This is a genomic window from Pseudomonas sp. Rh2 (genome assembly GCF_040762985.1).
GTDB classification, from domain to species: Bacteria; Pseudomonadota; Gammaproteobacteria; order Pseudomonadales; family Pseudomonadaceae; genus Aquipseudomonas; species Aquipseudomonas taiwanensis.
This window is the reverse complement of the sequence record NZ_CP142890.1, coordinates 1,797,887-1,824,690: the sequence shown is the minus strand read 5'-3', so window position 1 is coordinate 1,824,690 and position 26,804 is coordinate 1,797,887. Positions and strand designations below refer to the sequence as shown.

Below are 26,804 nucleotides of genomic sequence, written 5' to 3'. Positions count from 1 at the left end.
ACACAAGCGCCTGGGCTCCCTTATGCTCAGGCACCGGCAACTTCACCCTGACAAGGACGTGGCAATGCTCGCCGCCCTCAAGCGCTACCCCACTGCCGTACGCCTGCTACTCAGCACCACCTTCACCCTGACCGTGGCCCGCGCCCTCACCCTGCCCTACCTGGTGGTCTACCTGGCGCACACCTTCCACCTGTCGATCAGCCATATCGGCCTGCTGATCGGTGGCGCGCTGATCGTCGCTTCGCTGCTGAGCCTCTACGGCGGGCACCTGGTCGATATCCTGCGCAACCATACGGTAGTCACCGCCAGCACCCTGGTATTCGCCCTCGCCTTCATCGGCGCCATCGCCAGCCGCTCGAGCGCACTGTTCTTCCTGTGCCTGGTGCTGATCAACCTAGCCTTGGCGGTGGTCGACATCGCCGCCAAGGCTGGCTTCTGTGCCCTGCTACCGGTGGACGAGCGGGCCGAGGTGTTCGCCATCAAGTACACCTTGAGCAATGTGGGCTACGCTGCAGGACCGCTGCTCGGCGTAGCCTTGCTGGAATTCGACGATCACCTGCCGTTCCTGGCCTCGGCGCTGATTGGCCTGGGCATGAGCCTGGCCTACTGGCAGCTGGGCGACCGTGTATTGCAGACCCGAGACCCAAGCCCGGAGCGCAGCGGGTTCGCCCAGGTAGCCATGGGCCTGGCACGCGACCGCCGCCTGGTGTACTTCACCTTGGGGGGCGTGCTCAGCGCCGTGGTGTTCGGCCAGTTCACCGCCTACCTGTCACAGTATCTGGTGGTGACCACGAGCGCTGAGCAGGCCGCACGCCTGGTTGGCTACCTGGTGACCACCAACGCCGTGACGGTGATCGCCCTGCAGTACCTGATCGGTCGGCGCATCAGCCGCCAGAACCTGATGTCGTGGCTGCTGGCCGGCATGGCGCTGTTCGTCGCTGGGCTGCTGGGGTTCGCGCTGGCCGGCTCGGTGCTGGCCTGGTGCCTGGCGATGCTGGTGTTCACTTTAGGCGAGATCATCGTGATACCGGCCGAGTACATGTTCATCGACCTGATCGCTCCCGAACATCTGCGCGGGGTCTATTACGGCGCGCAGAACCTGTCGAACCTGGGGGCGGCGCTGGGGCCTGTAATGGTGGGGTTTGCCCTGACGCATCTGTGGCCGGGGGCGATCTTCTACCTGCTGGTGTTGTCGGTGATACTGGCGGGGGTGTTCTACGGGTTGGGTACCCGCCGTCATTGATGTTGGCTGGACTGGCCCACTCGCGAGCGACCCCGCTCCTGCAGGGATATCATGCTGGGCTGCGACCATCGTCTGCACTGACGAAGCTGCACCTGCGTGCCAAACTGGTTGATCGGGACTGCGTTACCTTTTTCGCTCTGGAGTTTTCATGTCGTTGTCCAGCGGGCTGATCGCTGTGGTCGCCCTGGCCTACATGGCCATCATGTTCGCTATCGCCTTCTATGGCGACCGCCGCAGCACACCGTTGCCGCCGCGGCTGCGTGCGTGGGTGTACAGCTTGTCGCTGGCCGTCTACTGCACCAGTTGGACCTTCTTCGGCGCAGTCGGCCAGGCCGCCGAGCAGCTCTGGGCGTTCCTGCCGATCTACCTGGGGCCGGTGCTGCTGCTGATCTTCGCGCCCTGGGTGCTGCAGAAGATGGTGCTGATCAGCAAGCAGCAGAACATCACCTCGATCGCCGACTTCATCGCCGCACGCTACGGCAAGTCCCAGAGCCTGGCGGTCGTGGTGGCGCTGATCTGCCTGGTTGGCGTGCTGCCCTATATCGCGCTGCAGCTCAAAGGCATCGTGCTGGGCGTCAACCTGCTGATCGGCGCCAACGCCGACGCCACCGGCACCCGCGTCCAGGACACCGCGCTGGTGGTATCGCTGGTGCTGGCGCTGTTCGCCATCGTCTTCGGTACCCGCAGTCTGGATGTGACCGAGCACCACCGTGGCATGGTGCTGGCGATTGCCTTCGAGTCGCTGGTCAAGTTGCTGGCATTTCTCGCCGTCGGCGTGTTCGTGGTGTTCAACCTGTACGACGGTTTCGACGACCTGTTCAGCCAGGCGCGCGAGTCGGTACACCTGAGCGACTACTGGCAGGAGACCATCAACTGGCCGTCCATGGTGGTGCAGACCGCCGTGGCGATGATGGCGATCATCTGCCTGCCGCGACAGTTCCATGTGACCGTGGTGGAGAACATCGAGCCCCAGGACATGCGCCTGGCGCGGTGGGTGTTCCCAATGTACCTGGCGTTGGCGGCGCTGTTCGTGGTGCCGATTGCACTGGCCGGGCAGATGCTGCTGCCGGGCACGGTGATTTCCGACTCCTTCGTCATCAGCCTGCCACTGGCCGAAGCCCACCCGAGCCTGGCCCTGCTGGCGTTCATCGGTGGCGCATCGGCCGCTACCGGCATGGTCATCGTCGAAGCCGTGGCACTGTCGACCATGGTCTCCAACGACATGCTGCTGCCCTGGCTGCTGCGCCGCACCAACGCCGAGCGGCCGTTCGAGGCGTTCCGCCATTGGATGCTGTCGGTACGCCGGGTGACCATCGTGGTCATCCTGCTGCTGGCCTATGTCAGCTACCGCTTGCTGGGCTCAACGGCGAGCCTGGCGACCATCGGCCAGATTGCCTTCGCCGCCGTCACCCAGTTGACCCCCGCCATGCTCGGCGCGCTGTACTGGAAGCAGGCCAACCGCCGTGGCGTGTTCGCCGGCCTGGCCGCAGGCATCTTCCTGTGGTTCTACACCCTGGTACTGCCCATTGCCGCTCACAGCGTCGGCTGGTCGCTGGAGCTGTTCCCAGGCCTGGCCTGGCTGCATGGCAACCCGCTGAACCTGCCGATCACCCCGCTGACCCAAGGCGTAGTGCTGTCACTGGCGGGCAACTTCACATTGTTCGTCTGGGTGTCGATGCTGTCGCGCACCCGAGTCTCGGAACACTGGCAGGCCGGCCGCTTCATTGGCCAGCAGACCAGCGCCCGCCCCAGCAGCAAGCCGCTGCTGGCGGTGCAGATCGACGACCTGCTCAACCTTGCCTCGCGCTTCGTTGGCGAGGAGCGTGCACGGCAGAGTTTCATCCGCTTCGCGTACCGCCAGGGCAAGGGCTTCAACCCCAACCAAAACGCCGACGGTGACTGGATCGAGCACACCGAACGCCTGTTGGCGGGTGTGCTGGGCACCTCCTCGACCCGGGCGGTGGTCAAGGCCGCCATCGAAGGCCGTGACATGCAACTCGAGGACGTCGTGCGCATCGCCGACGAAGCCAGCGAGGTGTTGCAATTCAACCGCGCTCTGCTGCAAGGGGCTATCGAAAACATCAACCAGGGCATCAGCGTGGTCGACCAGAACCTGCATCTGGTGGCCTGGAACCGCCGATACCTGGAACTGTTCAACTACCCCGACGGGCTGATCAGCGTGGGTCGGCCGATCGCCGACATCATCCGCTACAACGCCGAACGTGGCCTGTGCGGCCCGGGTGAGGCACAGGTGCATGTAGCCCGGCGTCTGCACTGGATGCGCCAGGGCCGAGCGCACTCCTCGGAGCGATTGTTCCCCAACGGCCGGGTGATCGAACTGATTGGCAACCCGATGCCCGGCGGCGGGTTCGTCATGAGCTTCACCGACATCACCCCGTTCCGCGAGGCCGAACAGGCGTTGCGCGATTCCAACGAAGGGCTGGAGCAACGGGTCGCCGAGCGCACCCAGGAACTCTCCAAACTGAACCAGGCACTGAGCGAAGCCAAGAGCCAGGCCGAAGCGGTCAGCCAGTCGAAAACACGCTTCCTGGCCGCGGTCAGCCATGACCTGATGCAACCGCTCAACGCCGCGCGACTGTTCTCCGCCGCCCTGTCGCAGCAGGCCGAGGGCATGAACGAAGAAGCACAGCAACTGGTGCAGCACATGGACAGCTCGCTGCGCTCGGCCGAAGAGCTGATCAGCGACCTGCTGGACATCTCGCGCCTGGAAAACGGCAAGATCACCCCGGACCCCAAGCCGTTCTACCTGAGCGAGTTGTTCGACACACTGGGTGCCGAGTTCAAGGTACTGGCCGCGGAAAAAGGGTTGGAATTCCGCCTGCGCGGCAGCCGCCTGCGGGTCGACAGCGACATGCGGCTGCTGCGCCGGGTGCTGCAGAACTTCCTGACCAACGCCCTGCGCTATGGCAAGAGCCCGATCCTGCTGGGTGTCAGGCGTCAGGGCGAGCGCCTGTGGCTGGAAGTCTGGGACCGCGGCCCGGGTATCGCCGACGACAAGTTGCAGGTGATCTTCCAAGAGTTCAAACGCCTGGACAGCCATCAGACCCGTGCCGAAAAGGGTCTGGGACTGGGGCTTGCGATCGCCGATGGCTTGTGTCGAGTCCTCGGGCACACGCTGCAAGTGCGCTCGTGGCCTGGCAAGGGCACGGTGTTTCGTGTCAGCGTACCGATCGCCCGTCAGGCCGTGGCGGCCCCCGTGGCCCCTGCGGAACAGGCCAGCCAGCCGCTGGCCGGGTTGCAGGTGCTGTGCGTCGACAACGAAGACAGCATCCTGATCGGCATGAACAGCCTGCTCAGCCGCTGGGGCTGCCAGGTGTGGACGGCACGCAACCGCGCCGAATGCGAAGCGCTGCTGGCAAAGGGCATGCGCCCGCACCTGGCGCTGGTGGACTACCACCTGGACGATGGCGAAACCGGTACCGAACTGATGGGCTGGCTACGCGCCCACTTGGGCGAGCCAGTGCCGGGGGTCGTGATCAGCGCCGACGGGCGCAACGAAACCATCGCCCAAGTGCATGCCGCCGGCCTCGACTACCTGGCCAAGCCGGTCAAGCCGGCAGCACTACGAGCCCTGCTCAACCGCCATCTGAGCCAGGTTCAGTAAGCACCTCGTCCGCCAGGGCTTCGTCGGACAGCGCTCGCTCAAGGAGATCGGCGGGCAGGCTCTTGCTGGCCCGGGCGCCGAGCAGCTTGAGCTGTTCGCTACGGCTGACCAGGTTGCCGCGTCCTTCGCAGAGTTTGTTGCGCGCCGACGCGTAGGCTTTGTCGACCTGCTGCAGGCGGTTGCCCAATTCGTCCAGATCCTGGATGAACAACACGAACTTGTCGTACAGCCAGCCGGCGCGCTCGGCGATTTCACGAGCGTTCTGGCCCTGGCGTTCCTGCTTCCACAGGCTGTCGATCACCCGTAGCGTGGCGAGCAAGGTAGTCGGGCTGACGATCACGATCTGCCGGTCGAAGGCTTCCTGGAACAGGTTCGGCTCAGCCTGCAAGGCCGCCGAGAATGCTGCTTCGATCGGCACGAACAGCAGCACGAAGTCCAGGCTGTGCAAGCCTTCGAGGCGGTTGTAATCCTTGCTCGACAGGCCTTTTACATGGCTACGCAGCGACTGTACGTGCTGCTTGAGCGCGGCCTGGGCACGTTCGCTGTCGGTATCGCTGACGAATTGCTGGTAAGCCGTGAGGCTGACCTTTGCGTCGACCACTACCTGCTTATCGCCGGGCAGCATGATCAACACATCGGGCTGGAAACGCTCGCCATCGGCACTGCGCAGACTGACCTGGGTCTGGTACTCGCGTCCCTTCTCCAGGCCGGCGTGCTCCAGTACCCGCTCCAGGATCAGCTCGCCCCAGTTACCCTGGGTCTTCTGGCCTTTGAGTGCCTGGGTCAGGTTGGTGGCTTCGTCGGACAGGCGCAGGTTGAGCTGTTGCAAGCGCTCCAGTTCCTTGCCCAGGGAGAAACGCTCGCGGGCTTCCTGCTGGTAGCTTTCCTCGACACGTTTCTCGAAGGCCTGGATGCGTTCTTTCAGTGGGTCGAGCAACTGCCCCAGATGCTGCTGGCTGGTCTGGGCGAAGCGCTGCTCACGCTCGTCGAAGATCTTGGTGGCAAGGTCGGCGAACTGAGCCCGCAGGGTATCGCGAGCTTCCTGCAGGTCATCAAGACGCTGCTGATGGCTTTCCTGTTGCTCACGCAGCTCGGCCTCCAGCCGTGCCGTCTGCGATTCCAGACGGCGCAGCTCGGCTTCGCGATTGGCACGCTCAAGGCTCCAGGCATGGGCCGCATCGCGGGCATTGTCGCGCTCGATCTGCAGCAATTCGAGCTCACGGCCCTGGGCGGCCAACTGGGTTTGCTTGAGGGTGTTGGCTTCGCTGAGATCGCTGATTTCGTCACGGCTGGCATCGAGCTGGGCCTGCAAACCTTCCTGGGCTAGCCGCGCACTGGCAAGGCGTTCCTCCAGCAAGGCCTGCTCGCCCTGGCGGGCCCCCTGACGCCGCTGCAGTTGCATCACCCACCCCAGGCACGGCACCGCCCCCAACACCAACCCCAGCAGAATGCTGGTCAGATCCACTGCCATGGTTTCCCCGATCCGTCTTGTGCACTTACTGCGCAGCTTATCAGCCTGCTGAACATAGCGTCTGCCAGGCTCAATCCGGGAACCACTGCCGAAGCAGGCGACGGGCCTCTTGCGAGCCCTGCCCTGCTGCGAGCTCCAACCAGTACCGGGCCTGATCCGGCTCGTTCGCCTGGCACAAGCGGGCGTACTCCAGTTGGGCACGGCGGTCGCCCGCCCGGGCCGCCTGGCGCAGCAACTCATGGCCGATGCGCCGATCGCGGGCATTGCCGCAGTCGCGGCAGAGCATCTGCCCCAGACGGCTCTGCGCCACGACCACGCCCTGGCGCGCCGGTTGCTTGAGCAGGCGTCCGGCCAGGTGCTTGACCTGTGGCTTGTGCCCCAGGCGTGGGCTGTCCAGCAGCCAGAGGGCCACTTTCAGGGAAAAGCGTTTTGGGGAAGGCACTGACGTGGCGTCAGCGGTGCTGGCGAGGTGTTTACCGCGAAACTTCATGACCCATGGAGAAGGCAGCTCGAAAGGCGCGCCACTCTACTCTTTTTTTGCCCCATGACCTGTCGATTCATGGAGTATTGAAAAAAAATTTCGGTGTTCTTTTCTTGACGTTTCGAAGAAGTGACCCGTGGGTCGTTCACTGCCCGACAATTGTCGGACAGTTCCACAAACTGCTGGCACGCCCGTCCTAGAGCAAGCGCTCGGGACAATCCACAATTCCTGTGGATAACTCGGTGGACAACCCTATTACAGACCCCGCAAACCCCTATGAAATGGGGCTTTCGAACAAACTGACGATTTTTTCACCAGCAAAAATTAGTGTTTTTTTTCATTGACTTAAGGGGTCAGTCAAGGCATTGGCGAAGCCTTCCCGGGGTGTTAGTACGCTGTTACAAGGCCTGCCTCAATTGTGAACAAGTGCACCGTAAACCAGCAGTGACCTGCACGAAATTAGGACATCCGGGGAGATTGCTGGCACTTTCCCCCCCTTCACAGCCTGGAAAAGAAACGCCATACTGTGCGGCTCGCCTGATGAAAAGCAGCAACGCTTGCCAAGCGTGCTCGTTTACGTTAAGGTGCGCCTCGTTAGTACCAAGCTGAAAGTCAATTCTGGCCAAAATGTCCTTGCAGCCTTTCCTCTCCCGAGTGATCGCTGCTGAAACCAGGACCGGCCCCCTCGATGATTCACTCGCCAGCCAAGGCTGCCCAAGCACGAATCACGCGACAGATTGATCAGGATTCCACTCCGATGGCCTCGAACCTTGGCCCCGGTGTGCTGCCTGCCTTCTGAAGTACCTACCAGTCAGCCCAAGCGCAAACCTTTGATCGCGCCCCTCTGGCTGCCCTGTTCCAGTCAGGTTCATTCGTCCGTTAATAAAGGCGTCACTGGAACGTTTCTATCATGCACGGATCCTAACTTCCGTGTTTAAAGCAGGAACATCCAACAATATGCATACTCATCCTCAAATTCAGGCTGCCATTGGCACCCTTTCCCAGGCCTTCTCGCCGTTGAAGTGCCTTATCGTTGCCCCCCGCAAGGGCAGCTTCAGCTTCACCCTGGTGGACGAACATGGCGTCGCCTGCCACACCGAGCGCCTGTACCCCGAGCAGTACAGCGCGTCGGAACCGCTGCAAGCGGTAATCGCCCGGACCCGTCAATCGCTCACCGCGTGAGCGGCGAATACTGCGGTATTCACCCCATCGATGATTGCGACATTTGCCTGCCTGATCGTTCTTGCTGTAATTGCCACAGGGCATATGGCAAAGGACCTCAGGCAGCAAACGATTTAAAAACAGCCTTTTACGCCACGATTATCACACTACACTTCAACTCGAGCGGTACTTGCCGCTTCCGGCGGGCCTGATCATCCACCAGCTGCCAAGCTCCAGCGCCCGTCGGCCCTTAATTGCTCGAGGGCATCATGGGTATCGCGGCGAATGAATTGTGTCAGTATGTGATCCGACCAACCTTGGTCTACCTCAACCGTCATTGCGCCAGTGCCGAGGCTTTGCTGCTGGGCATAGCCGCCAGCCAGTCGGCGCTCGGTTCGGCGCTGCATGACCGACGCGGTCATGGTCTGTACCGAATCGGCGAAAGCCGCCACCAAGCCCTTTGGGACCAGTTCCTGGCGCGTGATCCTGAACTGGCCAGCCTGGTACGGGGTCTGGCCAGCCAGCATGCCTTCCTGGGTGGTCCGCACCTGGAACTCACGGTCAACCTGCGTTACTCCACTGCCATCGCCTGGATGCTGATCGAAGAGCAGGCAACGCCGTTGCCAGCCGCTGACGATCTGCTCGGGTTGGCGCGCATCTGGCGGCAGATATTCCACCCCCAAGGTCGCCTGCGCGACTTCACTCACGCTTGGCACACCTGCATAGATCAGAGATTGCCTCAAGCCTCCTGAGAAAGGCCTTACAGATTTACCGGAAAAAACGGAATTTTGGTCGGATTGTCCTACAAAACCGCTCTATCTCCCGTGATTGAGGCTATAGCGCGGCGCGTGAATTGTTGGTAGCTTTCCGCCCCGGAGATACCAAGGAGTTTCTAATAATGAAAAAAGCAATGCTCAAAACCTCCCTCGGCGTAGCCGTTGCTCTCGCTTCCAGCCAACTGTTCGCCAGCGGCTTTGCCCTCAACGAACAAAGCGTCAGTGGCATGGGTACAGGTTTCGCTGGCCGCTCTTCTTCTGCCGAAGATGCCAGCACCGTGTTCGGCAACCCTGCCGGCATGTCACGCCTGAAACGCGAGCAGATCACCGTGGGCGGTGCCGCCGTCATCGCAAAAACCGACATCTCAGGGCCAGGTAGCAGCTACGGGGGGGAAACCGATGGCGACATGGTGCCTGTGGTTGGCGTACCGATGGGGTATTACGTAAAGCCAATCGATGACCACTGGAGCGTCGGCTTCGGTGTCTATGTACCGTTTGGCCTGGTCACCGACTACGGTAGCGACGATGCTGCGCGCTACTGGGGCAAGAAAAGCCACGTCGAGGTGATCACCTTCCAGCCAACCGTCAGCTATGCGTTCAATGACAAGGTGTCGGTTGGTTTCGGCCCGACCATCAACCGCATCAAGGGTGAACTGGGCTCGAACCTGAGCAGTAAAGCCTTCCTGGGCCCAGCCGGCACCGATGGCGAGGTCAAGATCAAGGGCGACGACACTGCCGTCGGCTACAACATCGGCGTGCTTGTGCAGGCTACCGACCGCACCCGCCTGGGTCTGACCTATCACTCGATGGTCGACTACAAGCTCGAAGGCGATACCCGTGTTTCCTATCCAATTCCAGCGCTCGGCCTCAGCGGCAAGTTCGACGCCAGCCTGAAAATCAAGACGCCAGAATCCGTGGACTTCTCGATCACCCATGAACTGGATGACCACTGGACGCTGTACGCGGGTAGCACTTGGACGCGCTGGAGCCGACTGGAAAACATCACGGTCAAGAACGACGCACCTGCTGGGTACCCGCTCCAGACCATCACCGAAGAGCAGAATTGGCATGACACCTGGGCTCATGCCATTGGCGCTGCTTACAAGGTGAACAAGGAATGGACCCTGCGCGCAGGCTTCTCCGTCGACCAGTCCCCTACCAACAATCATGACCGCTCCCCGCGCATCCCGACTGGCGACCGCAAAGTCTTCAGCCTTGGTGCCGGCTGGAGTCCGACCGACGACATGACCATCGACGTGGCCTACTCCTACCTGTGGGAAGAGGACACCAAGGTGAACAACCAACCAAGCTCGCTGACGGAAGGTGCCTTGAAGGGCAGCTACCAGGCTAAGTACGAGAACAGCGCTCACGGTATCGGTGCCTCCCTCACCTACCGCTTCTGAGTCGCATCGGCTGCATGAATCGGGGCTGCTATGCAGCCCCGATCTTCAAGCACTCACCTGCCAGTCAGCCCCCAGGCACTCCTGCAGGTAATCCATGAACGCACGCACCTTGGGCGTCATGGCAAAGCGGTCAGCCAGGCAGACATAGACATCCATCGGCTCTGTCTGGGCATACGCCCGGCCCGCTTCCCCCTGCTCGAACAGCGGAACCAACGCCCCAGCGTCCAAGTGTGGCCGCACGATGAACTCGGCGAGCCGGGTGATCCCACCATCGTTCAGGGCCATTTGGGTCAGGGCATCGATATCGTCGCTGATCAACACGGTGCCGAATTCGGCCTCGAAACGAAGCCCGTCACGGATGAACCCCCAACGCAAGAAGCGCCCATCGACCGGGTAGCGAAATACCAGGCACCGATGTTCCCGCAACGACTCTGGCGTTGAAGGTAACCCCGCGCGCTGCAGATACCCAGGCGAGGCACAACAGATGAACGGGACCCGGGCGATATGCCGTGCCAGCAAATGGTCTTCCAGTTGCGGGGCGATACGCACGCTCACGTCCACACCCTCTTGCGCATGGTTCACGCGCCGATCAGTCGTTACCAACTCTATCGAAAGCCGCGGATAGCGCGCACTGAAGGCAGGAATCAGGGGCGCCAGTACATGACGACCGAAGGCCGAAGTCGAGGCGATGCACAAGCGCCCCTGCGGCTCGCTGTCCGGCGTCGTCACCGCCAACTCAGCCAGCGCCAGATCGCGTGCGACATGCCTGACCCGCTCGAAATACAAACTGCCCGCGGGGGTCAGTGCCATGCTGCGCGTGGTACGACTCAACAATCGCACCTGCAGGTGCTGCTCCAACCGCGCCAGGTTCTGGCTGACCGCCGCCGGGCTGATGCCCAGGTTACGCGCGCCGGCGGCGATGCTGCCCGCCTCGACCACCTTGATGAAGCTACGGATGGCGTTGAGCAAATCCATGTGTGGGCTCTGCTGATTCGTAAGAATCTCTTTATAAAGAACTCAGCAAGGCAAGTCTACAGCCTGCCCTTGGGCAGTTGTTAACCTGTGCCTCCACTCTCATCGAAAGGAGTTCGCATGAACGACCTGATCCAACCGCGCAGCCGAAGGAAGCTGCACCCACGCGCAACCCCCTATGCCTTTGCGTTCTACATGTCGTCGATCATGGCGTTGCTGATGTGCTTCGTGATCACCGCCGCCACGACTGGCTTTAACCCGCAGTACCTGGACAATGTACTGAAGGCCTACCAGCTGGCCATGCCGGTGGCCTTCGTCTGCGTGTTGATGGTCCGGCCGGTGGTGATGCGACTGGTGGCTCTCACCGTGCACGCGCACTAGGCTCTATACGAAAAGCCTTGATACTCGGTGATGCTGCGCTGAAAACAGCCTCGGAATGCTCATTTACAACCCGTAAACATCGCTTTCTAGGCTGTTTTCGCCTTGCCTGACCTTCGCCTCAAGACGTTTCATACAGACCCTAGCGCCCGAGATCAGGGCTGCGATGCGATGGCCTTTTCGATCGCGGCCCTGAAGGCTGGGTCGTCAGGCTTGGTCAAGCTGGAGAAATTGCCGATCACCTTACCCTTGCGGTCGACCACGTACTTGTAGAAATTCCATTTCGGCGCGCTGCTTTGGCTGGCCAGTTCGGCGAACAGCGGGATCGCGTCCTCGCCACGCACCGGCTGGGCCTTGGTCATGGTGAACGTCACGCCATAGTTGGCGTAGCACACCTTGGCAGTCTCTTCGCTGTCACCGGCTTCCTGTTTGAAGTCGTTGGACGGCACGCCGAGCATTTCCAGGCCCTGCTCGTGGTACTCCTTGTAGGCGGCTTCGAGCCCTTCGAATTGCGGGGCGAAACCACAGTAGCTGGCGGTGTTCACCACCACCAGGGGTTTGCCGGCGAAGCGCTGGCACAGGTCGACCTGCTCTTTACCGCGCAGCTCGGGCAAAGTGCCCTGCAACAGCGCCGGGCAGTCAGCGGCCCAAGTGGGAGTGGCGGCCAACAGGGCCAACAATGGCAGGGTCAACCAAGGTACGCGCATGATGTCGTTCTCCGGCAAGACAGTCCTTGAACTTGCAGGGTAGCGCTTAACACAGGCTCATGCCCAACTGCATCAATGCCAGCCCCCCCTGCTGCCAACCCCACCAGACCAAGGCCAGCACCAGCAGCGCAGCCGCCGCCAGCAGCACGCGGCGCAGGGTGCCGTTCATATCGCTTGCGCCTGCAACCGGGCCACCGGTCGCTCACGCACTGGCCAGTTGAGTGCGGCGGCCAGCAGGCTGAGCAAGATGGAAATCTGCCAGACCAGATCGTAACTACCCGTACGGTCGTACACTACGCCGCCCAGCCAACCGCCCAGGAAGGCACCCAACTGGTGGAACAGGAACACGATGCCACCAAGCATGGACAGATTCCGTACCCCGAACACTGTGGCAACGGTGCCGTTGGTCAGCGGCACCGTCGACAGCCACAGCAAGCCCATGGCGATGCCGAACAGATAGGCGCTGAACTGGGTCACCGGGGCCCACAGGAACAGCACGATCACCACTGCACGCAGCAAGTACAGTCCAGTGAGCAAACGCGGCTTGGACATGCGTCCGCCCAGCCACCCAGCGGTATAGGTACCGACGATATTGAACAGCCCGACCAGGGCCAGCACCGTGGTACCGGTGGTAGCCGCCAAGTGCTGGTCGACCAGATACGCTGGCAGGTGGACACCGATGAACACCACCTGGAAGCCACACACGAAAAAGCCCAGCGCCAACAACCAGAAGCCGGAATGCGAGCAGGCTTCATGCAGGGCCTGGCCCAAGGTCTGCTCGGCACCATGGCTGGGCAACGGTTTGTCCTTCAGCAAGCCAACGAACGGCACGATCAGTGCGACTAGCAACCCTAGTACCAGCAGGGCCGCAGACCAGCCCAGCCACTCGATCAGGCCTAGGGTGCCAGGCAGCATGGCGAACTGACCGAACGAGCCGGCCGCGCTGGCGATACCCATGGCCATGCTGCGCTTTTCCGCCGGCACGGCACGCCCCACCACCCCCAGGATGACCGAGAACGACGTGCCGGAGAGGCCGATGCCGATCAGCAGGCCTGCACTCAGCGACAACGACCAGGGCGAGTCGGCCATGCCCATCAGGATCAGCCCTGCGGTATAGAGCAAGCCCCCTATCAACACCACCCGTGCCGCGCCCAAGCGATCGGCCAAAGCGCCGGCAAACGGCTGTGCCAAGCCCCAGATCAGGTTCTGCAGGGCAATGGCGAAAGCGAATACTTCACGCCCCCAGCCGAATTCGGCACTCATCGGCGCCAGGAACAGGCCAAAACCATGCCGCACGCCCAAGGACAGCGCGAGGATCAACGCCGCGCCCCCCAATACCCACCCGCTGGTTCGCCACAACGAAGTCATTTTGTTCTTCTCCAGCCCATCGCAAGGTTTTACGGGTATATACCCGCTTGAAATCGTAGTTGATCAGGCAAGCCGCTCCAGCAGACGTACCAACTCATCCCGCGCGCCCTCACCCAGTTGCTCCACCAACTGTCGCTGCGCCTGCTGCCAGGCCGGATAGGCCAGCTGCAACCGCGCCGTACCCTCGTCGGTCAACAGCACCACACGGTTACGCTGGTCGTCGCCGTCAGCCAAGGCCACCAACCCTTCGGCCTCGAGCACCCGCAGGTTGCGACCCAAGGTACTGCGTTCAAGGCCCATGGCCTCGGCCAACGTGGTGATACTCGGACGATCCAGCCGCTGAAGGTGGCGCAGTAGGGAAAACTGGGCGACATTGATGCCGAAGCCGGCAAGGGCCTCGTCATAGTGTCGGCTCACCCCGCGAGCGGCTCGGCGCAGGTGCGTGCAGATGCATTCACTGGTCAACATGGTTACGTGTATATACCCGCTTATAGCGTGTTGCAAGAAATTTCAGCACCCGACCGCTGCGGGTGACGGCATGCTGGCGATGACGCATTCACCTCGTCAGCGCGAGGACCAGCAACACCACCAACTCAAGCAATTCCAGCATCGCCCCGGCAGTATCCCCGGTGGTCCCACCCAATCGACGACACATCAGCTGGCGCAACCACCAGAAGCCTGCCAACGCGCCCACCAAGGGCCAGATCGCCGACCTGCCGACCAGAGCCAGGCCCAGCACCAAGCTACCCGACAATACCCAGGCCCCGGCGCGACGCGGCAGATGCTCGGCCAATGCCTGGCCAAGCCCTCCCGGCCGAACGTAAGGGGTGGACAGAAACAACCCGAGCATGGCGCTACGGCCCACCAAAGGCGCCAACACCAGCACCGCGCCGGCGCCTCGCTCGACCAGCACCCAAAGCGCACAGAACTTCAACAACAGCACCAGCACCAGGGTGACGACGGCAATCGGTCCGCTGCGCGGATCCTTCATGATGTGCAGGGTGCGCTCACGGTCACCGAAGCCACCCAGCCAGGCATCGGCGCTGTCGGCCAGGCCATCCAGGTGCAAGGCACCGCTGAGCAGCACCCAAAGCGTCAGCAACAATGCGGCATGCAGGTGCGCAGGCGTGCCACTCAACAGATGGCTGGCCAACCACAACAGCAGGCCAAACAACACCCCTACCACCGGATACCACAGCAGCGAACGACCAACGTCTCGCGGTGCCGGCATACCCGGCAACCGTACAGGCAAGCTGCTCAGAAACTGCAAGGCGATCCAGAATGGCACCATCTCAATCAGCCTCGCTCAACACACCATCCTCATTCAACACCAACCGCACCATGGCGCCGTGCCCAACTTCGACCTGCAATAACTGCTCACGGGGCAATCCACGGGCTCGCGCCAGCAACAGGCGCATCACGCCGCCGTGGGTCACCAGCAGCACGCGTTTGCCAGCATGCTGCCGCGTCAGCCGCTCCATGGCCGTGACCACCCGCTCGGCGAATGCGCCGACCGGCTCCCCGCCAGGCGGTGTGTAGGCATAGGGATCAGACCAGAAACGCCCAAGCTCATCGGCTTGGGTCTGCATGATTTGCGCCGCGGTGCGTCCCTCCCAGTCGCCGAAGTGCAGCTCTCGCAAATCGGCTTCACGCTGTACCGACAAGCCCAGCCGCTCGCCCAATGCGTCGGCGAAGCGGGCGCAACGTTGCAAGGGCGAGCTGACCAGCACCTGCCACGGCCCACCTGCCTCTACGGCCGCGCTCATCTGCACCCAGCCTTTTTCGGTCAGGGCATCGTCCAGGCTGCCGCGCAGGCCACCCTGTTCGGTCTCACCATGACGCAGCAGGTCGAGGATCATGCCGGACGGTCCGCCACCGCAGCTTCGGCGAAGGTGGCCATCTGCCCATGCAGTGCGCAGGCCAGGCGCAGCAGCGGAACGGCCAAAGCAGCACCACTGCCCTCACCCAGACGCAGGCCCAGGGCGAGCAATGGCTCGGCCTCCAGCGCTTCGATCAGCGCTAGGTGACCAGGCTCGGCGCCCTGATGGGCGAACAACAGCCATGGCCGGCAGTGCGGGTTCAAGCGCACGGCGACCAGTGCAGCGACGCTGCAGATGAAGCCGTCGACCAGTACCGCGATACCGTGTTGAGCACAGGCCAGGTACGCCCCGGTCAGGGCGGCAATTTCGAATCCCCCCACACAACCCAACGCTTGCAACGGGTCGTCGGCACGCAGGCCATGCAGCGCCAGCGCGCGCTCGATCACCTCGGCCTTGCGCCTCACCCCGGCACTGTCCAGGCCAGTGCCCGGGCCGCTGAGCTCGCGGGCCGGACAGTCCAGCAGATGGCTGGCCAGGGCAGCCGCAGCCGTGGTGTTGCCAATGCCCATCTCGCCACCGATGAACAGCTGGGCGCCTTGGTCGGCTGCCCGCTTGGCGCTGTCTCGTCCGGCTTGCAGCGCAGCCAGCAACTGCTCTTCGCTCATCGAGGGCTGGCGGGCGAAGTTCGCGGTGCCCGCGCCCAGGCGCAGGTGGCGCACACCCGGTAGTTCCAGCCGGGTGTCGACAGTGCCGAGGTCGATTACCTCCAAGCTGGCCTGCAGTTGGCGCGCCAACACGCTGATCGCCGCGCCGCCACCGACGAAATTGCGCAGCATCTGCCCGGTCACGGCCTGCGGATAGGCCGAGATGCCTTCCTCGACCACACCGTGGTCGCCGGCAAAGATCGTGATCGCAACCCGCTCCAGAGTCGGGCGCTCCTGGCCCTGCAGGCCGGCCAGTTGGATGGCCAAGCTTTCCAGCTGCCCGAGCGAGCCGGCAGGCTTGGTCAGCTGCTGCTGGCGTGCGCGGGCCTGGTCCATGGCAGCGTTATCAAGAGGTTGGCAGGCTTCACGCCACCATTGCTGGTTCATAGTGCGGGTCCTTTAAGCATGAGGGGCAGGCCTGCCACGGTCAGCACCACGCGCTGACAACGCTGGGCGACGGCCTGGTGCAGCCAGCCGGCCAGGTCGACGTAACGCCGGGTCAATTCACCCATGGGCACCACGCCCAGGCCGGTTTCGTTACTGACCAGGATGACCATGCCTGGTAACTGTTCAAGGCATTCGAGCAGGGCATCGCGCTCCTCGGCCAGGCGTTGGTCGTTTTCAAGCATCAGCAAGTTGGTGAGCCACAAGGTCAGGCAATCGACCAACAGGCAATGCCCTTCCCTGGCGTGGGCGCGTAGCACACTGGCCAGCGCCACAGGTTCTTCAATTAGCCCCCACTCGGCGGGCCGACGTTGGCGGTGCAGACGCACCCGTTCGCTCATCTCGCCATCCAGCGGCTGGCTGGTGGCAATGTAGGTCACTGGCAAGCCACTGTTGGTGGCCAGCTGTTCGGCCAGGCGACTCTTGCCGGAGCGGGCGCCACCGAGGATCAGGTTGAGCATGTCAGGCGACTCCACACAGCCCGCGCAGACGCGCGGTATCGAGGTGCTTTTCCACCAGATCGGCCAGGCGCTCGATGTCGCGTTCGCGCAAGGCTTCGTAGTCGATGGTCTGCACGTCCTGCAAACCGGCCCAGCGCAGTAAGGCAGCGCACGACTGACTACCTTCGAACAGACCGTGCAGGTAGGTGGCGAGGACCTGCCCGTCGGCGCTGATCGCGCCATCGCTGCGGCCATCGGCCAGTTGCACGGCAGGATGCTCCAACGCAGGGCCATGGGTGACACCGGCATGGATTTCGTAGCCGGCCACCGCGGATTGTTCCAGATTCAGGGTACCGGCGACGTTGCGCAGTTGTTTGTCCGCTTCGAGCACCGTGGCGTAGTCCAGCAACCCCAGCCCTGGGCTGGAGCCTGCCGGCCCCTCCAGGCCGAGCGGGTCGTGCACCTCACGGCCAAGCATCTGCAGACCGCCACAGATACCGATCAGCTTGCCGCCATAACGCAGGTGACGAGCGATGGCGCTGTCCCAACCGCGTGCGCGCAACTGCGCCAGATCAGCGCGAACACTCTTTGAGCCAGGCAGGATGATCAGGTCGGCGGCAGGAATCGGCTGGCCTGGGCCAATGAACTGCAGGTCGACCTGGGGGTGCAGACGCAGCGGGTCGAAATCGGTGTGATTGCTGATACGGGGCAGCACCGGGACGATCACCTTGAGCACGCGCTCGCCCTTCACGGCCTGGCGCATGTCGATCGCGTCCTCGGCCTCCAGGTGCAGGTCGGTGACATACGGCAGTACACCCAGCACCGGTTTGCCGGTGCGCGCTTGCAGCCAGTCCAGCCCTGGCTGTAACAAGGCGATGTCGCCGCGGAAACGGTTGATGACGAAGCCTTTGACCCGCGCCTGCTCGCTGGGAGAGAGCAGCTCCAGAGTGCCGACCAGGTGGGCGAACACGCCGCCCCGGTTGATATCGGCCACCAGAATCACCGGGCAGTCGACCGCTTCGGCGAAGCCCATGTTGGCGATGTCGCCAGCCCGCAGGTTGATCTCTGCCGGCGACCCAGCCCCCTCCACCATCACCACGGGATACGTGGCGCTAAGGCGCTGGTGAGAGGCCAGCACCGCCTGCATGGCGATGGCCTTATAGTCGTGGTAGGCCACTGCATTCATGCTGGCGACCGCTCGACCGTGGATGATCACCTGGGCTCCGGTATCGCTGTTGGGCTTGAGCAGGACCGGGTTCATGTCGGTGTGCGGCGCCAGTCGGCACGCTTGGGCCTGGACCGCCTGGGCCCGGCCGATTTCCCCCCCGTCGGCGGTCACCGCACTGTTGAGGGCCATGTTCTGTGGCTTGAAGGGCACCACACCGATACCCTGGCGCAGCAGCCAGCGGCACAGGGCGGTCACCAGGGTACTTTTGCCAGCGTCGGAGGTGGTGCCTTGCACCATGAGGGTGGTCATGCCATTTCCTTGTGGTAGTCCGCCAGGGCCAAGGCGAGACGCTGCTCGTCCGCCGCAGTGGCGGGCAGGCCTAGGCGCACGGCTGGCGGCTGGTCGAACAGACGCACCAGAATGCCGCGCCGGGCGAGAAACTCATGCAACTGCGCCGCCTGCTCGCAGCGTACGTACTGGAACAGGTCACAGCCACCGCTGGGCGCCAGGCCCACGCCTTCTAGCACCGCCGCAAGGCGTTGGCTGGCAGCGGCGCAGCGGGCGATCTGGGCCTGATGCGCTGCGTGGTCGGCGTAACTGGTCTGTGCCAATACCCGAGTCGGCCCGCTGACGGTCCAGGGGCCAAGCCTGTCTGCCAGCAGCGCCAGCAATACCGGCTCGGCCGCCACGAAGCCCAAGCGCACGCCGGCCAGACCGAAGAACTTGCCGAACGAGCGTAGAACGATCAGGCCTTCGCGCTCGGCGCAATCGACCACGCTGAATGCGGGCGTGTTGTCCATGAAGGCTTCGTCGACCAGCAACCAGCCGCCTCGCCTGGCCAGCCGGGCGTGCCACGCCAGCAAACGCTCGCGACTGATCCGCTGACCCGTGGGGTTGTTGGGGTTGACCAGCACCAGCACGTCCAGGCTGTCGAGCGTGGACTCGACGCTGGACGCATCCAGCTCGACCAGCGTATGCCCGGCCCGTCGCCAGGCGTGCGGGTGCTCGGCGTAACATGGCGCCAACACCCCTACCCGCCCCGATGGCCGCAGCAGTGGCAAGGCCTGGATCGCCGCCTGGGAACCTGCCACGGCCAGCAACTGGCTGGCGCCGTAATAGGCTCGCGCTGCTGCTTCCAGGCCATCTTCGACCTCAGGCAGACGGGCCCAGGCGTCCACGGGAATCGGCGGGATCGGGTACGGCCACGGGGCGATGCCGCTGGACAAGTCGAGCCATTGCTCGCGGGCAATCCCGTATTGCCGCACCGCGCGCAGCAGACGGCCACCGTGTTCAAGCATTCAAGTAAGCTCCCAGGCAGATTACCAACAGCCACAGCCATACACCCCGCTGTACCAGGCTCCAGCCGCGCTCGATGGCCTCGGCATCGGCCATCGGCCCTTCGCCCAGCCGAGGTCGCTCGTGCAGTTCGCCGTGGTACACCGCCGGGCCACCAAGCTCGACGCCCAGCGCACCGGCGCCCGCCGCCATCACCGGCCCGGCATTGGGGCTGTCCCACAAGGGCCCCTGGTTGCGCCAGCAGGCCCACGCCAGGCGGGTCTTGCCAAGCAGCGCGTAGGTCAGCGCCACCAGCCTTGCGGGAATATAGTTCAGTGCATCGTCGATGCGCGCCGCCGCCCAGCCGAAGCGTTCGAAACGCTCGTTGCGATAGCCCCACATGGCGTCGAGCGTGTTGCTCAGGCGATACAGCACCACACCGGGAGCGCCCGCCACGACGAACCAGAACAGCGCGGCAAACACCGCATCGCTGCCGTTCTCCAGCACCGACTCGGTAGCCGCCCGCGCCACGGCGGGCTCATCCAGCTCACGGGTTTCGCGGCTGACCAGGTAGCCGACACGGCGCCGCGCTTCTTCAAGGTCGCCGTGGCGCAGGGCATTGGCCACCGGGAGCACGTGCTCGCCAAGGCTGCGCAGCCCCACGGCGCAATACAGCGCCAGCACGTCCACCAGCCAGCCGATGCAGGGCAGCCATGACAGCAGCAATGCCAGCAATGTCAGCGGCACCACAGCCAGGAACCAGGCACTCACGCCGTGACTGCGCCAGCCACGCCCACCGGCATTCATCCGCTGCTCGAGACGCGACGCCAGTTTGCCGAAGCCGACCAGTGGATGGCGCCGGCGCGGCTCGCCCAGCAACGCGTCCAGGGCCACTCCGGCCACGGTCAGCAAGGCCACGCTCATCAACGCTCTCCCCAGTGGTTTTCGTACAGCATCTCGCTCAAGGGCCGTTGTTCGGCCCAGTTTTCCAGCACCAGCATCGGCGCCGGGTAGAACTCGGTGACCGGTCCCAGGCACAGCACCGCCACCGGCTTGGCGCCCGCCGGCATCCCCAGCAGGTCTGCCAGGGCCTGCGGCTCGAACAACGATACCCAGCCCATACCCAGCCCTTCGGCACGTGCGGCCAGCCACAGGTTCTGAATGGCGCAGGCCAGAGACGCCAGGTCCATTTCCGGGAGGGTGCGTCGGCCGAAAATGTGCGGCTCGCGGTTGTCCATCAAGGCCGCCACCAACACCTCGGCACAGTCGCTGATCCCTTCGACCTTGAGCTTCATGAAGTCGTCGGAGCGTTCGCCAAGGGCCTCGGCGGTGCGCACTCGCTCCTGTTCAACCAGGGCCTGGATACGACCACGCAGCTCGCGCTGGCTGATGCGGATGAACCGCCAGGGCTGCATCAGGCCGACGCTGGGTGCCTGATGCGCGGCCGCCAACAACCGACCAAGTACCTCGGGGGCTATGTCGCCACCGGCGAAATGGCGCATGTCGCGACGCTCGCCGATGACCCGGTAGATGGCGGCGCGTTCTGCGTCGCTGTAGGCGTGTTCGCTCATGGCTGCAGCAGCGCCGCCGCCGCTTCGGGGTTGGAGGGGAAGTAGAAGTGCACGTAGGACGCCGTCAGGCGCCCCAGGCGATAGACCGCTTCATTGCCCCGCCCGCCATTGGGGCTGAGTCCTCGGGCGATCGGCTCAAGCTCGGTCATGGTCAGGGAATGGTGGTATGTGTGCCCACGCAAGGTGCCCTCTGGCAGTTCCACAGCCTGCAAGGCCAAGGCGGCAAGGCGTTTCTGCATGATCGCTTCGCCAGGCAGCAGGCCAAGCAACTCGGCCCGCTCGCCCGCCACGTCGGTCAACGCGTCGAGCAGGTACAGCATGCCGCCACACTCCGCCAGCAGGGGCTTGCCTTGCGCGTGGTGGGCACGCAGGGCGTCGAGCATCGAGGTGTTGGCAGCCAATGCATGGTGGTGCAGTTCGGGGTAGCCTCCCGGCAGGTACAGGCTATCGACCAGGGGCATTTCACGGTCATGCAGGGGCGAGAAGAACTCAAGCTGCGCGCCCAGGCTTCGCAGCACGTCGAGGTTGGCACCATAGGTGAAGGCGAACGCTTCGTCCCGGGCCACCCCGATGCGCACGCCAGCCAACGACGACGACAGCTGACGCGGCTCCGGTGTGGCGAAAGTGACCGCCGGTGGCAGGCTTGCGTCGCAACTGGCGCCCAAGGCTTCGGCAGCTGCATCCAGGCGGGCGTCGAGGTCATTCAGTTCACTGGCTTGGACAAGCCCCAGGTGACGACTGGGCAGCTCGATGCCACGCTCGCGGGACAAACCGCCATACCAGCGCAGGCCTTCGGTCAGGCTGCCTTCGAGCAATTGGGCGTGACGCAGGCTGCCGACGCGGTTGGCCAGCACGCCGGCGAACGGCAGGTCGGCCTGGTAGCGCGCCAGGCCCAGGGCCAATGCTCCAAAGGTCTGGGCCATAGCCGTGCCGTCGATCACCGCCAACACCGGCACACCAAAATGACGCGCCAGATCGGCGCTCGAAGGGGTGCCATCGAACAGGCCCATGACGCCCTCGATCAGGATCAGGTCGGCTTCGGCAGCGGCTTCCCATAGCAAGCGACGGCTCTCCTGCGCACCGATCATCCACAGGTCCAATTGGTAGACCGGCGCACCACTGGCCCGCTCGAGGATCATCGGGTCGAGAAAGTCCGGCCCACACTTGAACACTCGTACCTTGCGCCCAAGGTTGCGATGCAGCCGTGCCAGCGCAGCGGTGACGGTGGTCTTGCCTTGTCCGGATGCAGGTGCGGCGATCAACACCGCAGGGCATTGGCGCGCTTGGTTCACAGTTCCACGCCCTTCTGCGCACGGATACCGGCCTGGAACGCATGCTTGAGCATGCCCATTTCGGTAACCGTGTCAGCCATCTCGATCATTTCGGGCTTGGCTGCGCGGCCGGTGACGATCACATGCTGCATTGGCGGGCGAGCCTGGATATCGGCCAGCACCTGGTCGAGATCGAGATAGCCATGCTTGAGGGCGATGTTCAGTTCGTCGAGCACCACGAACTGCACCGAAGGGTCCTGCAGCAACTGCCGCGACACCGCCCAGGCCGCTTCGGCAGCAGCGATATCGCGCTGACGGTCCTGGGTTTCCCAAGTGAAGCCCTCGCCCATGACGTGGTAGCGCACCTGCTCGGGGAAGCGGCGGAAGAACAGCTCTTCTCCCGTGCTGTTGCGGCCCTTGATGAACTGCACCACACCACACTGCATGCCATGGCCCAACGCACGGGCGAGCATGCCGAACGCCGAACTGCTCTTGCCCTTGCCGTTGCCGGTCAGCACCAGCAGCAGGCCGCATTCGTTGGGGGAATTGGCGATGCGCTCGTCGATGATCGCCTTCTTGCGCTGCATACGCGCCAGATGACGTTCGTCGCGTTCGGTGGTTTCGCTCATGAGGGTTCTCCGCAGGCTGACGCCACGCGAGAAGCGGCGGCAGGTCGATAGGCAGGCAGACGGAGGACGCGCAGGGGCCATGACCCGCTCTGGTCACGGTGCACCGCGCATCACCCTCCGTGATGCCGTTGGCAGTATCAGGCCGGTCTCCGGGCTCGTGAGCGGGCCTGTGGCCCTGGCCTGCGCGCCTTCCCGGGCGTTCACCCAGTGGCCCTGCGCGGCCGCGTCTCACCTACCGTTGCGGGGGCAGCGCCGGGCTCGCGTCTTCCGACGCCCACCGGCTTCCCAGTTTCACCCTGCCCAGTCGAGGCTGGCAGGACACCTGAAACACGCGCGAAGGTTAGAGGGTTGGGCCGGGAGCGTCAATCGAAGCGCTCGTTCGACGAGCGGGGTCATTCTCCAGGACGCGGCGCGGCGGTGGCCTGGCGACTTACCTCGGTGACCGCCGCAAGCGCCAGCGCTCGCCGGGGATGCGATCAGCTGATCAGCGGTTCTGCGCCAGGTGGCCTTGGGGAATGACTCGCTTGGCCTGCAGGTAGGCCTTGGCCCAGTAGCTGTTGGACAGGTAGTCCAGGCGCACCGTGCCGCCTGTGGAAGGCGCATGCACGAAGCGGCCTTCGCCCACGTAGATCCCGGCATGGCTCACTTGCGAGCCGCCACCGGTGGCGAAGAACACCAAGTCCCCGGACTGCAGCGCATTGAGGTCCACCGTTGGCGCACGCATGACGATCATTTCGCGGGTCGATCGCGGCAGGCTGATGCCCGCTGCATCGCGGTAGACATAGCCGATCAGGCCACTGCAATCGAAGCCGGAATCCGGCGTGTTACCACCCCAGCGATAGGGGGTACCGACCAGGCCGATGGCGCGTATGAGCACATCGTCGGCAATCGGCGAAATGTCAGGCTGGGCGTACGGGATCTGTGGCTGAACCACAGGGGCCGGTGCCGGAGCATGGCTGGAACAGGCGGCAAGCAGAGCCACCAGGGAAAGGAATGCGAAGCGCGCCATCATCGCCATGGCCAGAACTTCCTGTCTGAGACCGTAGGGCCGCAGCCCAAAAGAGTTGAGAAATTAGATTAGACGCTTTCTATAAATGCGCACGGCGGCGAGCTTTTCAGCATCGCCGCCGCGGCAGGGTACATCATTTTGCCATCAGTTGCGCGCGATATTGGTCGGCGCCATCGCCAAGGCTCGCTTGGCTTCGATGAAGGTCTTGCTCCAGTAGCGATCACCGAGGCTGTCGATGCGCACACCACCGCTGCGGCGGCTGCTGGAGTGGATGAACTGGTTGTCACCCAGGTAGATGCCAGCATGGCTGACACGACCACGGCCATTGGTGCTGAAGAACAGCAAATCGCCCGGCTTGAGCTTGTTGCGCGCCACTTTCGGTGCGTCGACGTTGATCATCTCGCGGGTAGAGCGCGGCAAGGTCACACCCGCCTCTTCGCGGAACAGGTAGCCGATGAAACCGCTGCAGTCGAAGCCCGACTTCTCCGAGGTACCGCCGAAACGGTAGCGCGTGCCGATCAACGACATGCCACGTTCGAGAATACTGTCGGCCAGGGCCGGCAATTGGTAAGGCTTGCCGCTGGAGAAAGCCTCCAGGTCATCTTCGGTGGCCAGGTCCTCTTCGCTGAATACCGACGAAGTGGAAGTCTTGGCGTTGATCGCCGACGTCGAGGCGACCGGGGTGTGATCCTGAGGCTGGGAAACCGGGCCATGAGCCGCGCAGCCAAAAAGCAGGGTCACGAGTGCGAGTGGCACGAGGGGTGCGAAGCGCTTCAGCATGGGCACGACCGTGTCTGTAATCCTTTAGAAGGTGGAAACTATGCCTTCTATCGGGACCATTTGCAAATTTTATCGAAAAAGATGTGACTTTTCCGTGACGCTGCTGCAAGCCCCGTATTTCGGGGCTTACCAGCCGAGGGTTTCCTTGAGGAAAGGAATGGTCAGTTTGCGCTGCGCTTGCAGCGACGCTTGGTCGAGACGTTCGAGCAGGTCGAACAGCGCGCTCATGCTTCGGGTGCCACGGGTCAGGATGAAGTGGCCAACTTCGTCGGTCAGGTGCAGCCCCCGTCGCGAGGCCCGCAATTGCAGGGCTCGCAGCTTGTCTTCGTCGGACAACCCACGCATCTGGAAGATCAGCGCCAATGTCAGGCGCGACTTGAGGTCGGGCAACTTGATAGGCAGCTCACGCGGTGAGCTGGAGGCCGCCAGCAACAGGCGCCGACCGCTATCGCGCAGCCGATTGAACAGGTGGAACATGGACTCTTCCCAGTCCGCCTTGCCGGCGATAACGTGCAGGTCGTCGATGCAGACCAGCTCGTACTGCGCCAGGTAATCCAGCAGTTCCACGCCTCGGTCGAGCAGTTGCGCCAAGGGCAGGTAGACCGCGGGCTCACCGCGCTGCTGGAAGCGATGGGTGGCCGCCTGCAGCAGGTGGCTGCGACCCACACCTTGCTTGCCCCACAGGTAGATGAGGCTTTCGGTCCAGCCGGCGTCGGCTTCGCACAGACGCTCGACATAGCCCAACGCCGCGGCATTGGCGCCCGGATAGTAGTTGATGAAGGTGGCGTCATCGCGCAGACGCACACCCAGGGGCAACTGGATCGGTTTCATGCTGGCGGGCGGTCGAGAGGACCACAGGGGGCCTTTGGTGAACAGTGTGCAAAGTCTATACCCGCCTTGCGGGCGGCACAATGACCGAGCAGGATTGCCCAAGCAAAATCAACGAGTTGCGCTACAAAAGCAACGCTTCCCGTTTTATCGCCGGCAAGCCGGCTCCTGCCATGCCCGCGCTTGCCGCTCGAAAGGATCACAGCTTTGGGTCGACATCCCCGGCATACATGTCCGACTCTTTATACAGATCGTGCACATGGCGCAGCAGCACCATGATCACGGCGGCGACTGGCAAGGCCAGCAACACACCGGTGAAACCGAACAGCTCGCCGCCCGCCAGGATGGCGAAGATCACCGCCACCGGGTGCAGGCCGATCCGGTCCCCTACCAGCAACGGGGTCAATACCATGCCTTCGAGCGCCTGCCCGACCATGAACACCGCCACGATGCCCAGCATCGGATAAAGGTCGCCGCCGAACTGGAACAACCCGGCCACCAGCGCAGCGCCGATACCGATGATGAACCCCATGTATGGCACGATGGCCGCCAGCCCTGCCAGCATGCCGATCAGCAGGCCCAGTTCCAGCCCCACCAGCATCAGGCCGGCCGAGTAGATCACCCCCAGCGCCAGCATCACCATCAACTGGCCACGGACGAAAGCGCCCAGGACTTCGTGGCACTCACCCGCAAGTCCTACCACCTGCGATTCCCGGTGGCGCGGCAGCAGGCCGCGCAGCTTGGCCATCATCAGGTCCCAGTCGCGCAGCAAGTAGAAGCCCACCACGGGAATCAGAACCAGATTGGCCAGCCAGGCGACCAACGCCAGGCTGGAGGCCGTGGCCTGGGACAGCAGCATGCCGACGATATCGGTGGTCTGGCCCATGTGCGCGCTGACGGCGGCCTTGATCTTGTCGAACTTCCAGAACCCTTCGGCCAGGCCCAGACGGCTTTGCACCCACGGCAACGCCACGTGCTGCAACCAATCGAGCATCTGCGGCGCCAACTCGTAAAGGCGCACCAACTGCTTGGCCAACATCGGTATCAGCACCAGCAACAGCGCCAGCAGAATGAGGGTGAACAGGCTGAACACCACGACCACGCCCCAGGTTCGCGACAGCCCCAGGCGCTCCAGGCGGTCGACCAGTGGGTCGGCCAGGTAGGCCAGCAGTATGCCGACCAGAAACGGTGAAAGAATGTTGTGCAGGCTATACAGCAGCACGGCGATCAGCAGGGCGATGCCCAGCCAGATCCAACGGCGTACATCGGTCAAAATCGGG

27 protein-coding genes and 1 riboswitch are annotated in these 26,804 nt (G+C 63.5%); of the genes, 6 read left to right on the top strand and 21 right to left on the bottom strand.

Annotated features, from left to right (window positions below; translation table 11 throughout):
* Positions 1 to 64: 64 nt before the first annotated feature.
* Complete coding sequence (locus tag VXM67_RS08265) at positions 65 to 1,243, top strand: MFS transporter (protein WP_367237589.1); 1,179 nt, start codon at positions 65 to 67, stop codon at positions 1,241 to 1,243.
* Between the two features lie 148 nt (positions 1,244 to 1,391).
* Positions 1,392 to 4,868: a PAS domain-containing hybrid sensor histidine kinase/response regulator gene (locus tag VXM67_RS08260; protein ID WP_023379193.1), complete on the top strand. Its 3,477-nt coding sequence runs from the start codon at positions 1,392 to 1,394 to the stop codon at positions 4,866 to 4,868.
* Here the strand turns inward: VXM67_RS08260 and rmuC are convergent.
* Together rmuC and VXM67_RS08250 are read right to left on the bottom strand one after the other, a co-directional pair.
* Positions 4,840 to 6,225 carry a DNA recombination protein RmuC gene (rmuC, locus tag VXM67_RS08255; protein WP_162144437.1) on the bottom strand — a complete coding sequence of 462 codons (1,386 nt, stop codon included), beginning with the start codon at positions 6,223 to 6,225 and terminating at the stop codon, positions 4,840 to 4,842. The two genes, VXM67_RS08260 and rmuC, sit on opposite strands and share 29 nt — an antisense overlap.
* Before the next feature lie 184 nt (positions 6,226 to 6,409).
* Positions 6,410 to 6,829, bottom strand: coding sequence for a tetratricopeptide repeat protein (locus VXM67_RS08250; protein WP_023379191.1), 420 nt, complete (start codon positions 6,827 to 6,829; stop codon positions 6,410 to 6,412).
* A gap of 948 nt (positions 6,830 to 7,777) precedes the next feature.
* Here VXM67_RS08250 and VXM67_RS08245 point away from each other — a divergent pair.
* The 3 genes from VXM67_RS08245 to VXM67_RS08235 all read left to right on the top strand — a co-directional run bounded on the left by VXM67_RS08245 (position 7,778) and on the right by VXM67_RS08235 (position 10,160).
* A complete protein-coding gene (locus VXM67_RS08245) occupies positions 7,778 to 8,002 on the top strand; it encodes a hypothetical protein (RefSeq protein WP_023379190.1) in 225 nt (74 codons plus the stop codon).
* A 248-nt stretch (positions 8,003 to 8,250) separates the two neighbouring features.
* Positions 8,251 to 8,733: a hypothetical protein gene (locus tag VXM67_RS08240; protein WP_023379189.1), complete on the top strand. Its 483-nt coding sequence runs from the start codon at positions 8,251 to 8,253 to the stop codon at positions 8,731 to 8,733.
* Between the two features lie 146 nt (positions 8,734 to 8,879).
* On the top strand, positions 8,880 to 10,160 hold the full coding sequence (locus VXM67_RS08235) for an OmpP1/FadL family transporter (RefSeq protein WP_023379188.1): 1,281 nt from the start codon (positions 8,880 to 8,882) through the stop codon (positions 10,158 to 10,160).
* Positions 10,161 to 10,205: 45 nt separating this feature from the next.
* On the opposite strand, the gene VXM67_RS08230 is transcribed toward VXM67_RS08235, so the two are convergent.
* Positions 10,206 to 11,135, bottom strand: coding sequence for a LysR family transcriptional regulator (locus VXM67_RS08230; protein WP_023379187.1), 930 nt, complete (start codon positions 11,133 to 11,135; stop codon positions 10,206 to 10,208).
* A gap of 117 nt (positions 11,136 to 11,252) precedes the next feature.
* Between VXM67_RS08230 and VXM67_RS08225 the strand changes: the two genes are divergently transcribed.
* A complete protein-coding gene (locus tag VXM67_RS08225) occupies positions 11,253 to 11,513 on the top strand; it encodes a DUF2798 domain-containing protein (RefSeq protein ID WP_027906895.1) in 261 nt (86 codons plus the stop codon).
* A gap of 152 nt (positions 11,514 to 11,665) precedes the next feature.
* Here VXM67_RS08225 and VXM67_RS08220 read toward each other — a convergent pair whose 3' ends face one another.
* The 18 genes from VXM67_RS08220 to VXM67_RS08135 form a co-directional block, all read right to left on the bottom strand.
* Positions 11,666 to 12,217: a glutathione peroxidase gene (locus VXM67_RS08220; protein WP_023379183.1), complete on the bottom strand. Its 552-nt coding sequence runs from the start codon at positions 12,215 to 12,217 to the stop codon at positions 11,666 to 11,668.
* A 46-nt stretch (positions 12,218 to 12,263) separates the two neighbouring features.
* Positions 12,264 to 12,386, bottom strand: coding sequence for a hypothetical protein (locus tag VXM67_RS08215; protein WP_023379182.1), 123 nt, complete (start codon positions 12,384 to 12,386; stop codon positions 12,264 to 12,266).
* On the bottom strand, positions 12,383 to 13,576 hold the full coding sequence (locus tag VXM67_RS08210; RefSeq protein ID WP_162144438.1) for an MFS transporter: 1,194 nt from the start codon (positions 13,574 to 13,576) through the stop codon (positions 12,383 to 12,385). The genes VXM67_RS08215 and VXM67_RS08210 overlap by 4 nt, the downstream gene beginning before the upstream one ends.
* A gap of 72 nt (positions 13,577 to 13,648) precedes the next feature.
* The gene (locus tag VXM67_RS08205) at positions 13,649 to 14,053 is read right to left on the bottom strand and encodes a MarR family transcriptional regulator (protein WP_023379178.1); all 405 of its coding nucleotides are present in this window, start codon (positions 14,051 to 14,053) and stop codon (positions 13,649 to 13,651) included.
* 88 nt (positions 14,054 to 14,141) lie between these two features.
* Positions 14,142 to 14,876, bottom strand: a complete 735-nt coding sequence (locus tag VXM67_RS08200) for an adenosylcobinamide-GDP ribazoletransferase (RefSeq protein ID WP_023379177.1) — start codon at positions 14,874 to 14,876, stop codon at positions 14,142 to 14,144.
* A 1-nt stretch (position 14,877) separates the two neighbouring features.
* Complete coding sequence (locus VXM67_RS08195; RefSeq protein WP_023379176.1) at positions 14,878 to 15,444, bottom strand: histidine phosphatase family protein; 567 nt, start codon at positions 15,442 to 15,444, stop codon at positions 14,878 to 14,880.
* Positions 15,441 to 16,496: a nicotinate-nucleotide--dimethylbenzimidazole phosphoribosyltransferase gene (gene cobT / locus VXM67_RS08190; protein ID WP_023379175.1), complete on the bottom strand. Its 1,056-nt coding sequence runs from the start codon at positions 16,494 to 16,496 to the stop codon at positions 15,441 to 15,443. The genes VXM67_RS08195 and cobT overlap by 4 nt, the downstream gene beginning before the upstream one ends.
* Positions 16,493 to 17,014 (bottom strand): bifunctional adenosylcobinamide kinase/adenosylcobinamide-phosphate guanylyltransferase, encoded by a 522-nt coding sequence (cobU, locus tag VXM67_RS08185; protein WP_104882868.1) that lies wholly within the window; start codon positions 17,012 to 17,014, stop codon positions 16,493 to 16,495. Before cobU ends, cobT begins: the two co-directional genes overlap by 4 nt.
* 1 nt (position 17,015) lies before the next feature.
* Positions 17,016 to 18,470, bottom strand: a complete 1,455-nt coding sequence (locus VXM67_RS08180) for a cobyric acid synthase (RefSeq protein ID WP_023379173.1) — start codon at positions 18,468 to 18,470, stop codon at positions 17,016 to 17,018.
* Positions 18,467 to 19,459: a threonine-phosphate decarboxylase CobD gene (cobD, locus tag VXM67_RS08175; RefSeq protein WP_023379172.1), complete on the bottom strand. Its 993-nt coding sequence runs from the start codon at positions 19,457 to 19,459 to the stop codon at positions 18,467 to 18,469. The genes VXM67_RS08180 and cobD overlap by 4 nt, the downstream gene beginning before the upstream one ends.
* Positions 19,452 to 20,360 carry an adenosylcobinamide-phosphate synthase CbiB gene (cbiB, locus tag VXM67_RS08170; protein ID WP_023379171.1) on the bottom strand — a complete coding sequence of 303 codons (909 nt, stop codon included), beginning with the start codon at positions 20,358 to 20,360 and terminating at the stop codon, positions 19,452 to 19,454. Before cbiB ends, cobD begins: the two co-directional genes overlap by 8 nt.
* Positions 20,360 to 21,007, bottom strand: coding sequence for a 5,6-dimethylbenzimidazole synthase (gene bluB, locus VXM67_RS08165; protein ID WP_023379170.1), 648 nt, complete (start codon positions 21,005 to 21,007; stop codon positions 20,360 to 20,362). The genes cbiB and bluB overlap by 1 nt, the downstream gene beginning before the upstream one ends.
* Positions 21,004 to 22,299: a cobyrinate a,c-diamide synthase gene (locus VXM67_RS08160; protein WP_367237588.1), complete on the bottom strand. Its 1,296-nt coding sequence runs from the start codon at positions 22,297 to 22,299 to the stop codon at positions 21,004 to 21,006. Before VXM67_RS08160 ends, bluB begins: the two co-directional genes overlap by 4 nt.
* On the bottom strand, positions 22,296 to 22,907 hold the full coding sequence (gene cobO, locus VXM67_RS08155; protein ID WP_023379168.1) for a cob(I)yrinic acid a,c-diamide adenosyltransferase: 612 nt from the start codon (positions 22,905 to 22,907) through the stop codon (positions 22,296 to 22,298). Before cobO ends, VXM67_RS08160 begins: the two co-directional genes overlap by 4 nt.
* Before the next feature lie 122 nt (positions 22,908 to 23,029).
* Positions 23,030 to 23,248: riboswitch (cobalamin riboswitch) on the bottom strand.
* Between the two features lie 143 nt (positions 23,249 to 23,391).
* Positions 23,392 to 23,925: a C40 family peptidase gene (locus tag VXM67_RS08150; RefSeq protein ID WP_023379167.1), complete on the bottom strand. Its 534-nt coding sequence runs from the start codon at positions 23,923 to 23,925 to the stop codon at positions 23,392 to 23,394.
* Between the two features lie 135 nt (positions 23,926 to 24,060).
* Positions 24,061 to 24,696 (bottom strand): NlpC/P60 family protein, encoded by a 636-nt coding sequence (locus tag VXM67_RS08145; protein ID WP_023379166.1) that lies wholly within the window; start codon positions 24,694 to 24,696, stop codon positions 24,061 to 24,063.
* Positions 24,697 to 24,822: 126 nt separating this feature from the next.
* Positions 24,823 to 25,527 (bottom strand): DnaA regulatory inactivator Hda, encoded by a 705-nt coding sequence (gene hda / locus VXM67_RS08140; RefSeq protein WP_023379165.1) that lies wholly within the window; start codon positions 25,525 to 25,527, stop codon positions 24,823 to 24,825.
* A 196-nt stretch (positions 25,528 to 25,723) separates the two neighbouring features.
* Positions 25,724 to 26,797, bottom strand: a complete 1,074-nt coding sequence (locus tag VXM67_RS08135; protein WP_023379164.1) for an AI-2E family transporter — start codon at positions 26,795 to 26,797, stop codon at positions 25,724 to 25,726.
* Between the last annotated feature and the right edge of the window lie 7 nt (positions 26,798 to 26,804).

What these genes read in the sequence shown, in the direction of transcription:
- VXM67_RS08265 (WP_367237589.1), top strand. Translation starts at nt 65, where the DNA reads ATGCTCGCCGCCCTCAAGCGCTACCCCACTGCCGTACGCCTGCTACTC.
- hda (WP_023379165.1), bottom strand. Translation starts at nt 25,527, where the DNA reads ATGAAACCGATCCAGTTGCCCCTGGGTGTGCGTCTGCGCGATGACGCC.
- cobT (WP_023379175.1), bottom strand. Translation starts at nt 16,496, where the DNA reads ATGAACCAGCAATGGTGGCGTGAAGCCTGCCAACCTCTTGATAACGCT.
- cobU (WP_104882868.1), bottom strand. Translation starts at nt 17,014, where the DNA reads ATGCTCAACCTGATCCTCGGTGGCGCCCGCTCCGGCAAGAGTCGCCTG.
- VXM67_RS08235 (WP_023379188.1), top strand. Translation starts at nt 8,880, where the DNA reads ATGAAAAAAGCAATGCTCAAAACCTCCCTCGGCGTAGCCGTTGCTCTC.
- VXM67_RS08230 (WP_023379187.1), bottom strand. Translation starts at nt 11,135, where the DNA reads ATGGATTTGCTCAACGCCATCCGTAGCTTCATCAAGGTGGTCGAGGCG.
- VXM67_RS08245 (WP_023379190.1), top strand. Translation starts at nt 7,778, where the DNA reads ATGCATACTCATCCTCAAATTCAGGCTGCCATTGGCACCCTTTCCCAG.
- cobO (WP_023379168.1), bottom strand. Translation starts at nt 22,907, where the DNA reads ATGAGCGAAACCACCGAACGCGACGAACGTCATCTGGCGCGTATGCAG.
- VXM67_RS08250 (WP_023379191.1), bottom strand. Translation starts at nt 6,829, where the DNA reads ATGAAGTTTCGCGGTAAACACCTCGCCAGCACCGCTGACGCCACGTCA.
- VXM67_RS08145 (WP_023379166.1), bottom strand. Translation starts at nt 24,696, where the DNA reads ATGCTGAAGCGCTTCGCACCCCTCGTGCCACTCGCACTCGTGACCCTG.
- VXM67_RS08215 (WP_023379182.1), bottom strand. Translation starts at nt 12,386, where the DNA reads ATGAACGGCACCCTGCGCCGCGTGCTGCTGGCGGCGGCTGCGCTGCTG.
- VXM67_RS08220 (WP_023379183.1), bottom strand. Translation starts at nt 12,217, where the DNA reads ATGCGCGTACCTTGGTTGACCCTGCCATTGTTGGCCCTGTTGGCCGCC.
- VXM67_RS08260 (WP_023379193.1), top strand. Translation starts at nt 1,392, where the DNA reads ATGTCGTTGTCCAGCGGGCTGATCGCTGTGGTCGCCCTGGCCTACATG.
- VXM67_RS08205 (WP_023379178.1), bottom strand. Translation starts at nt 14,053, where the DNA reads ATGTTGACCAGTGAATGCATCTGCACGCACCTGCGCCGAGCCGCTCGC.
- VXM67_RS08180 (WP_023379173.1), bottom strand. Translation starts at nt 18,470, where the DNA reads ATGACCACCCTCATGGTGCAAGGCACCACCTCCGACGCTGGCAAAAGT.
- VXM67_RS08225 (WP_027906895.1), top strand. Translation starts at nt 11,253, where the DNA reads ATGAACGACCTGATCCAACCGCGCAGCCGAAGGAAGCTGCACCCACGC.
- cobD (WP_023379172.1), bottom strand. Translation starts at nt 19,459, where the DNA reads ATGCTTGAACACGGTGGCCGTCTGCTGCGCGCGGTGCGGCAATACGGG.
- bluB (WP_023379170.1), bottom strand. Translation starts at nt 21,007, where the DNA reads ATGAGCGAACACGCCTACAGCGACGCAGAACGCGCCGCCATCTACCGG.
- cbiB (WP_023379171.1), bottom strand. Translation starts at nt 20,360, where the DNA reads ATGAGCGTGGCCTTGCTGACCGTGGCCGGAGTGGCCCTGGACGCGTTG.
- VXM67_RS08240 (WP_023379189.1), top strand. Translation starts at nt 8,251, where the DNA reads ATGGGTATCGCGGCGAATGAATTGTGTCAGTATGTGATCCGACCAACC.
- VXM67_RS08200 (WP_023379177.1), bottom strand. Translation starts at nt 14,876, where the DNA reads ATGGTGCCATTCTGGATCGCCTTGCAGTTTCTGAGCAGCTTGCCTGTA.
- VXM67_RS08150 (WP_023379167.1), bottom strand. Translation starts at nt 23,925, where the DNA reads ATGGCGATGATGGCGCGCTTCGCATTCCTTTCCCTGGTGGCTCTGCTT.
- VXM67_RS08195 (WP_023379176.1), bottom strand. Translation starts at nt 15,444, where the DNA reads ATGATCCTCGACCTGCTGCGTCATGGTGAGACCGAACAGGGTGGCCTG.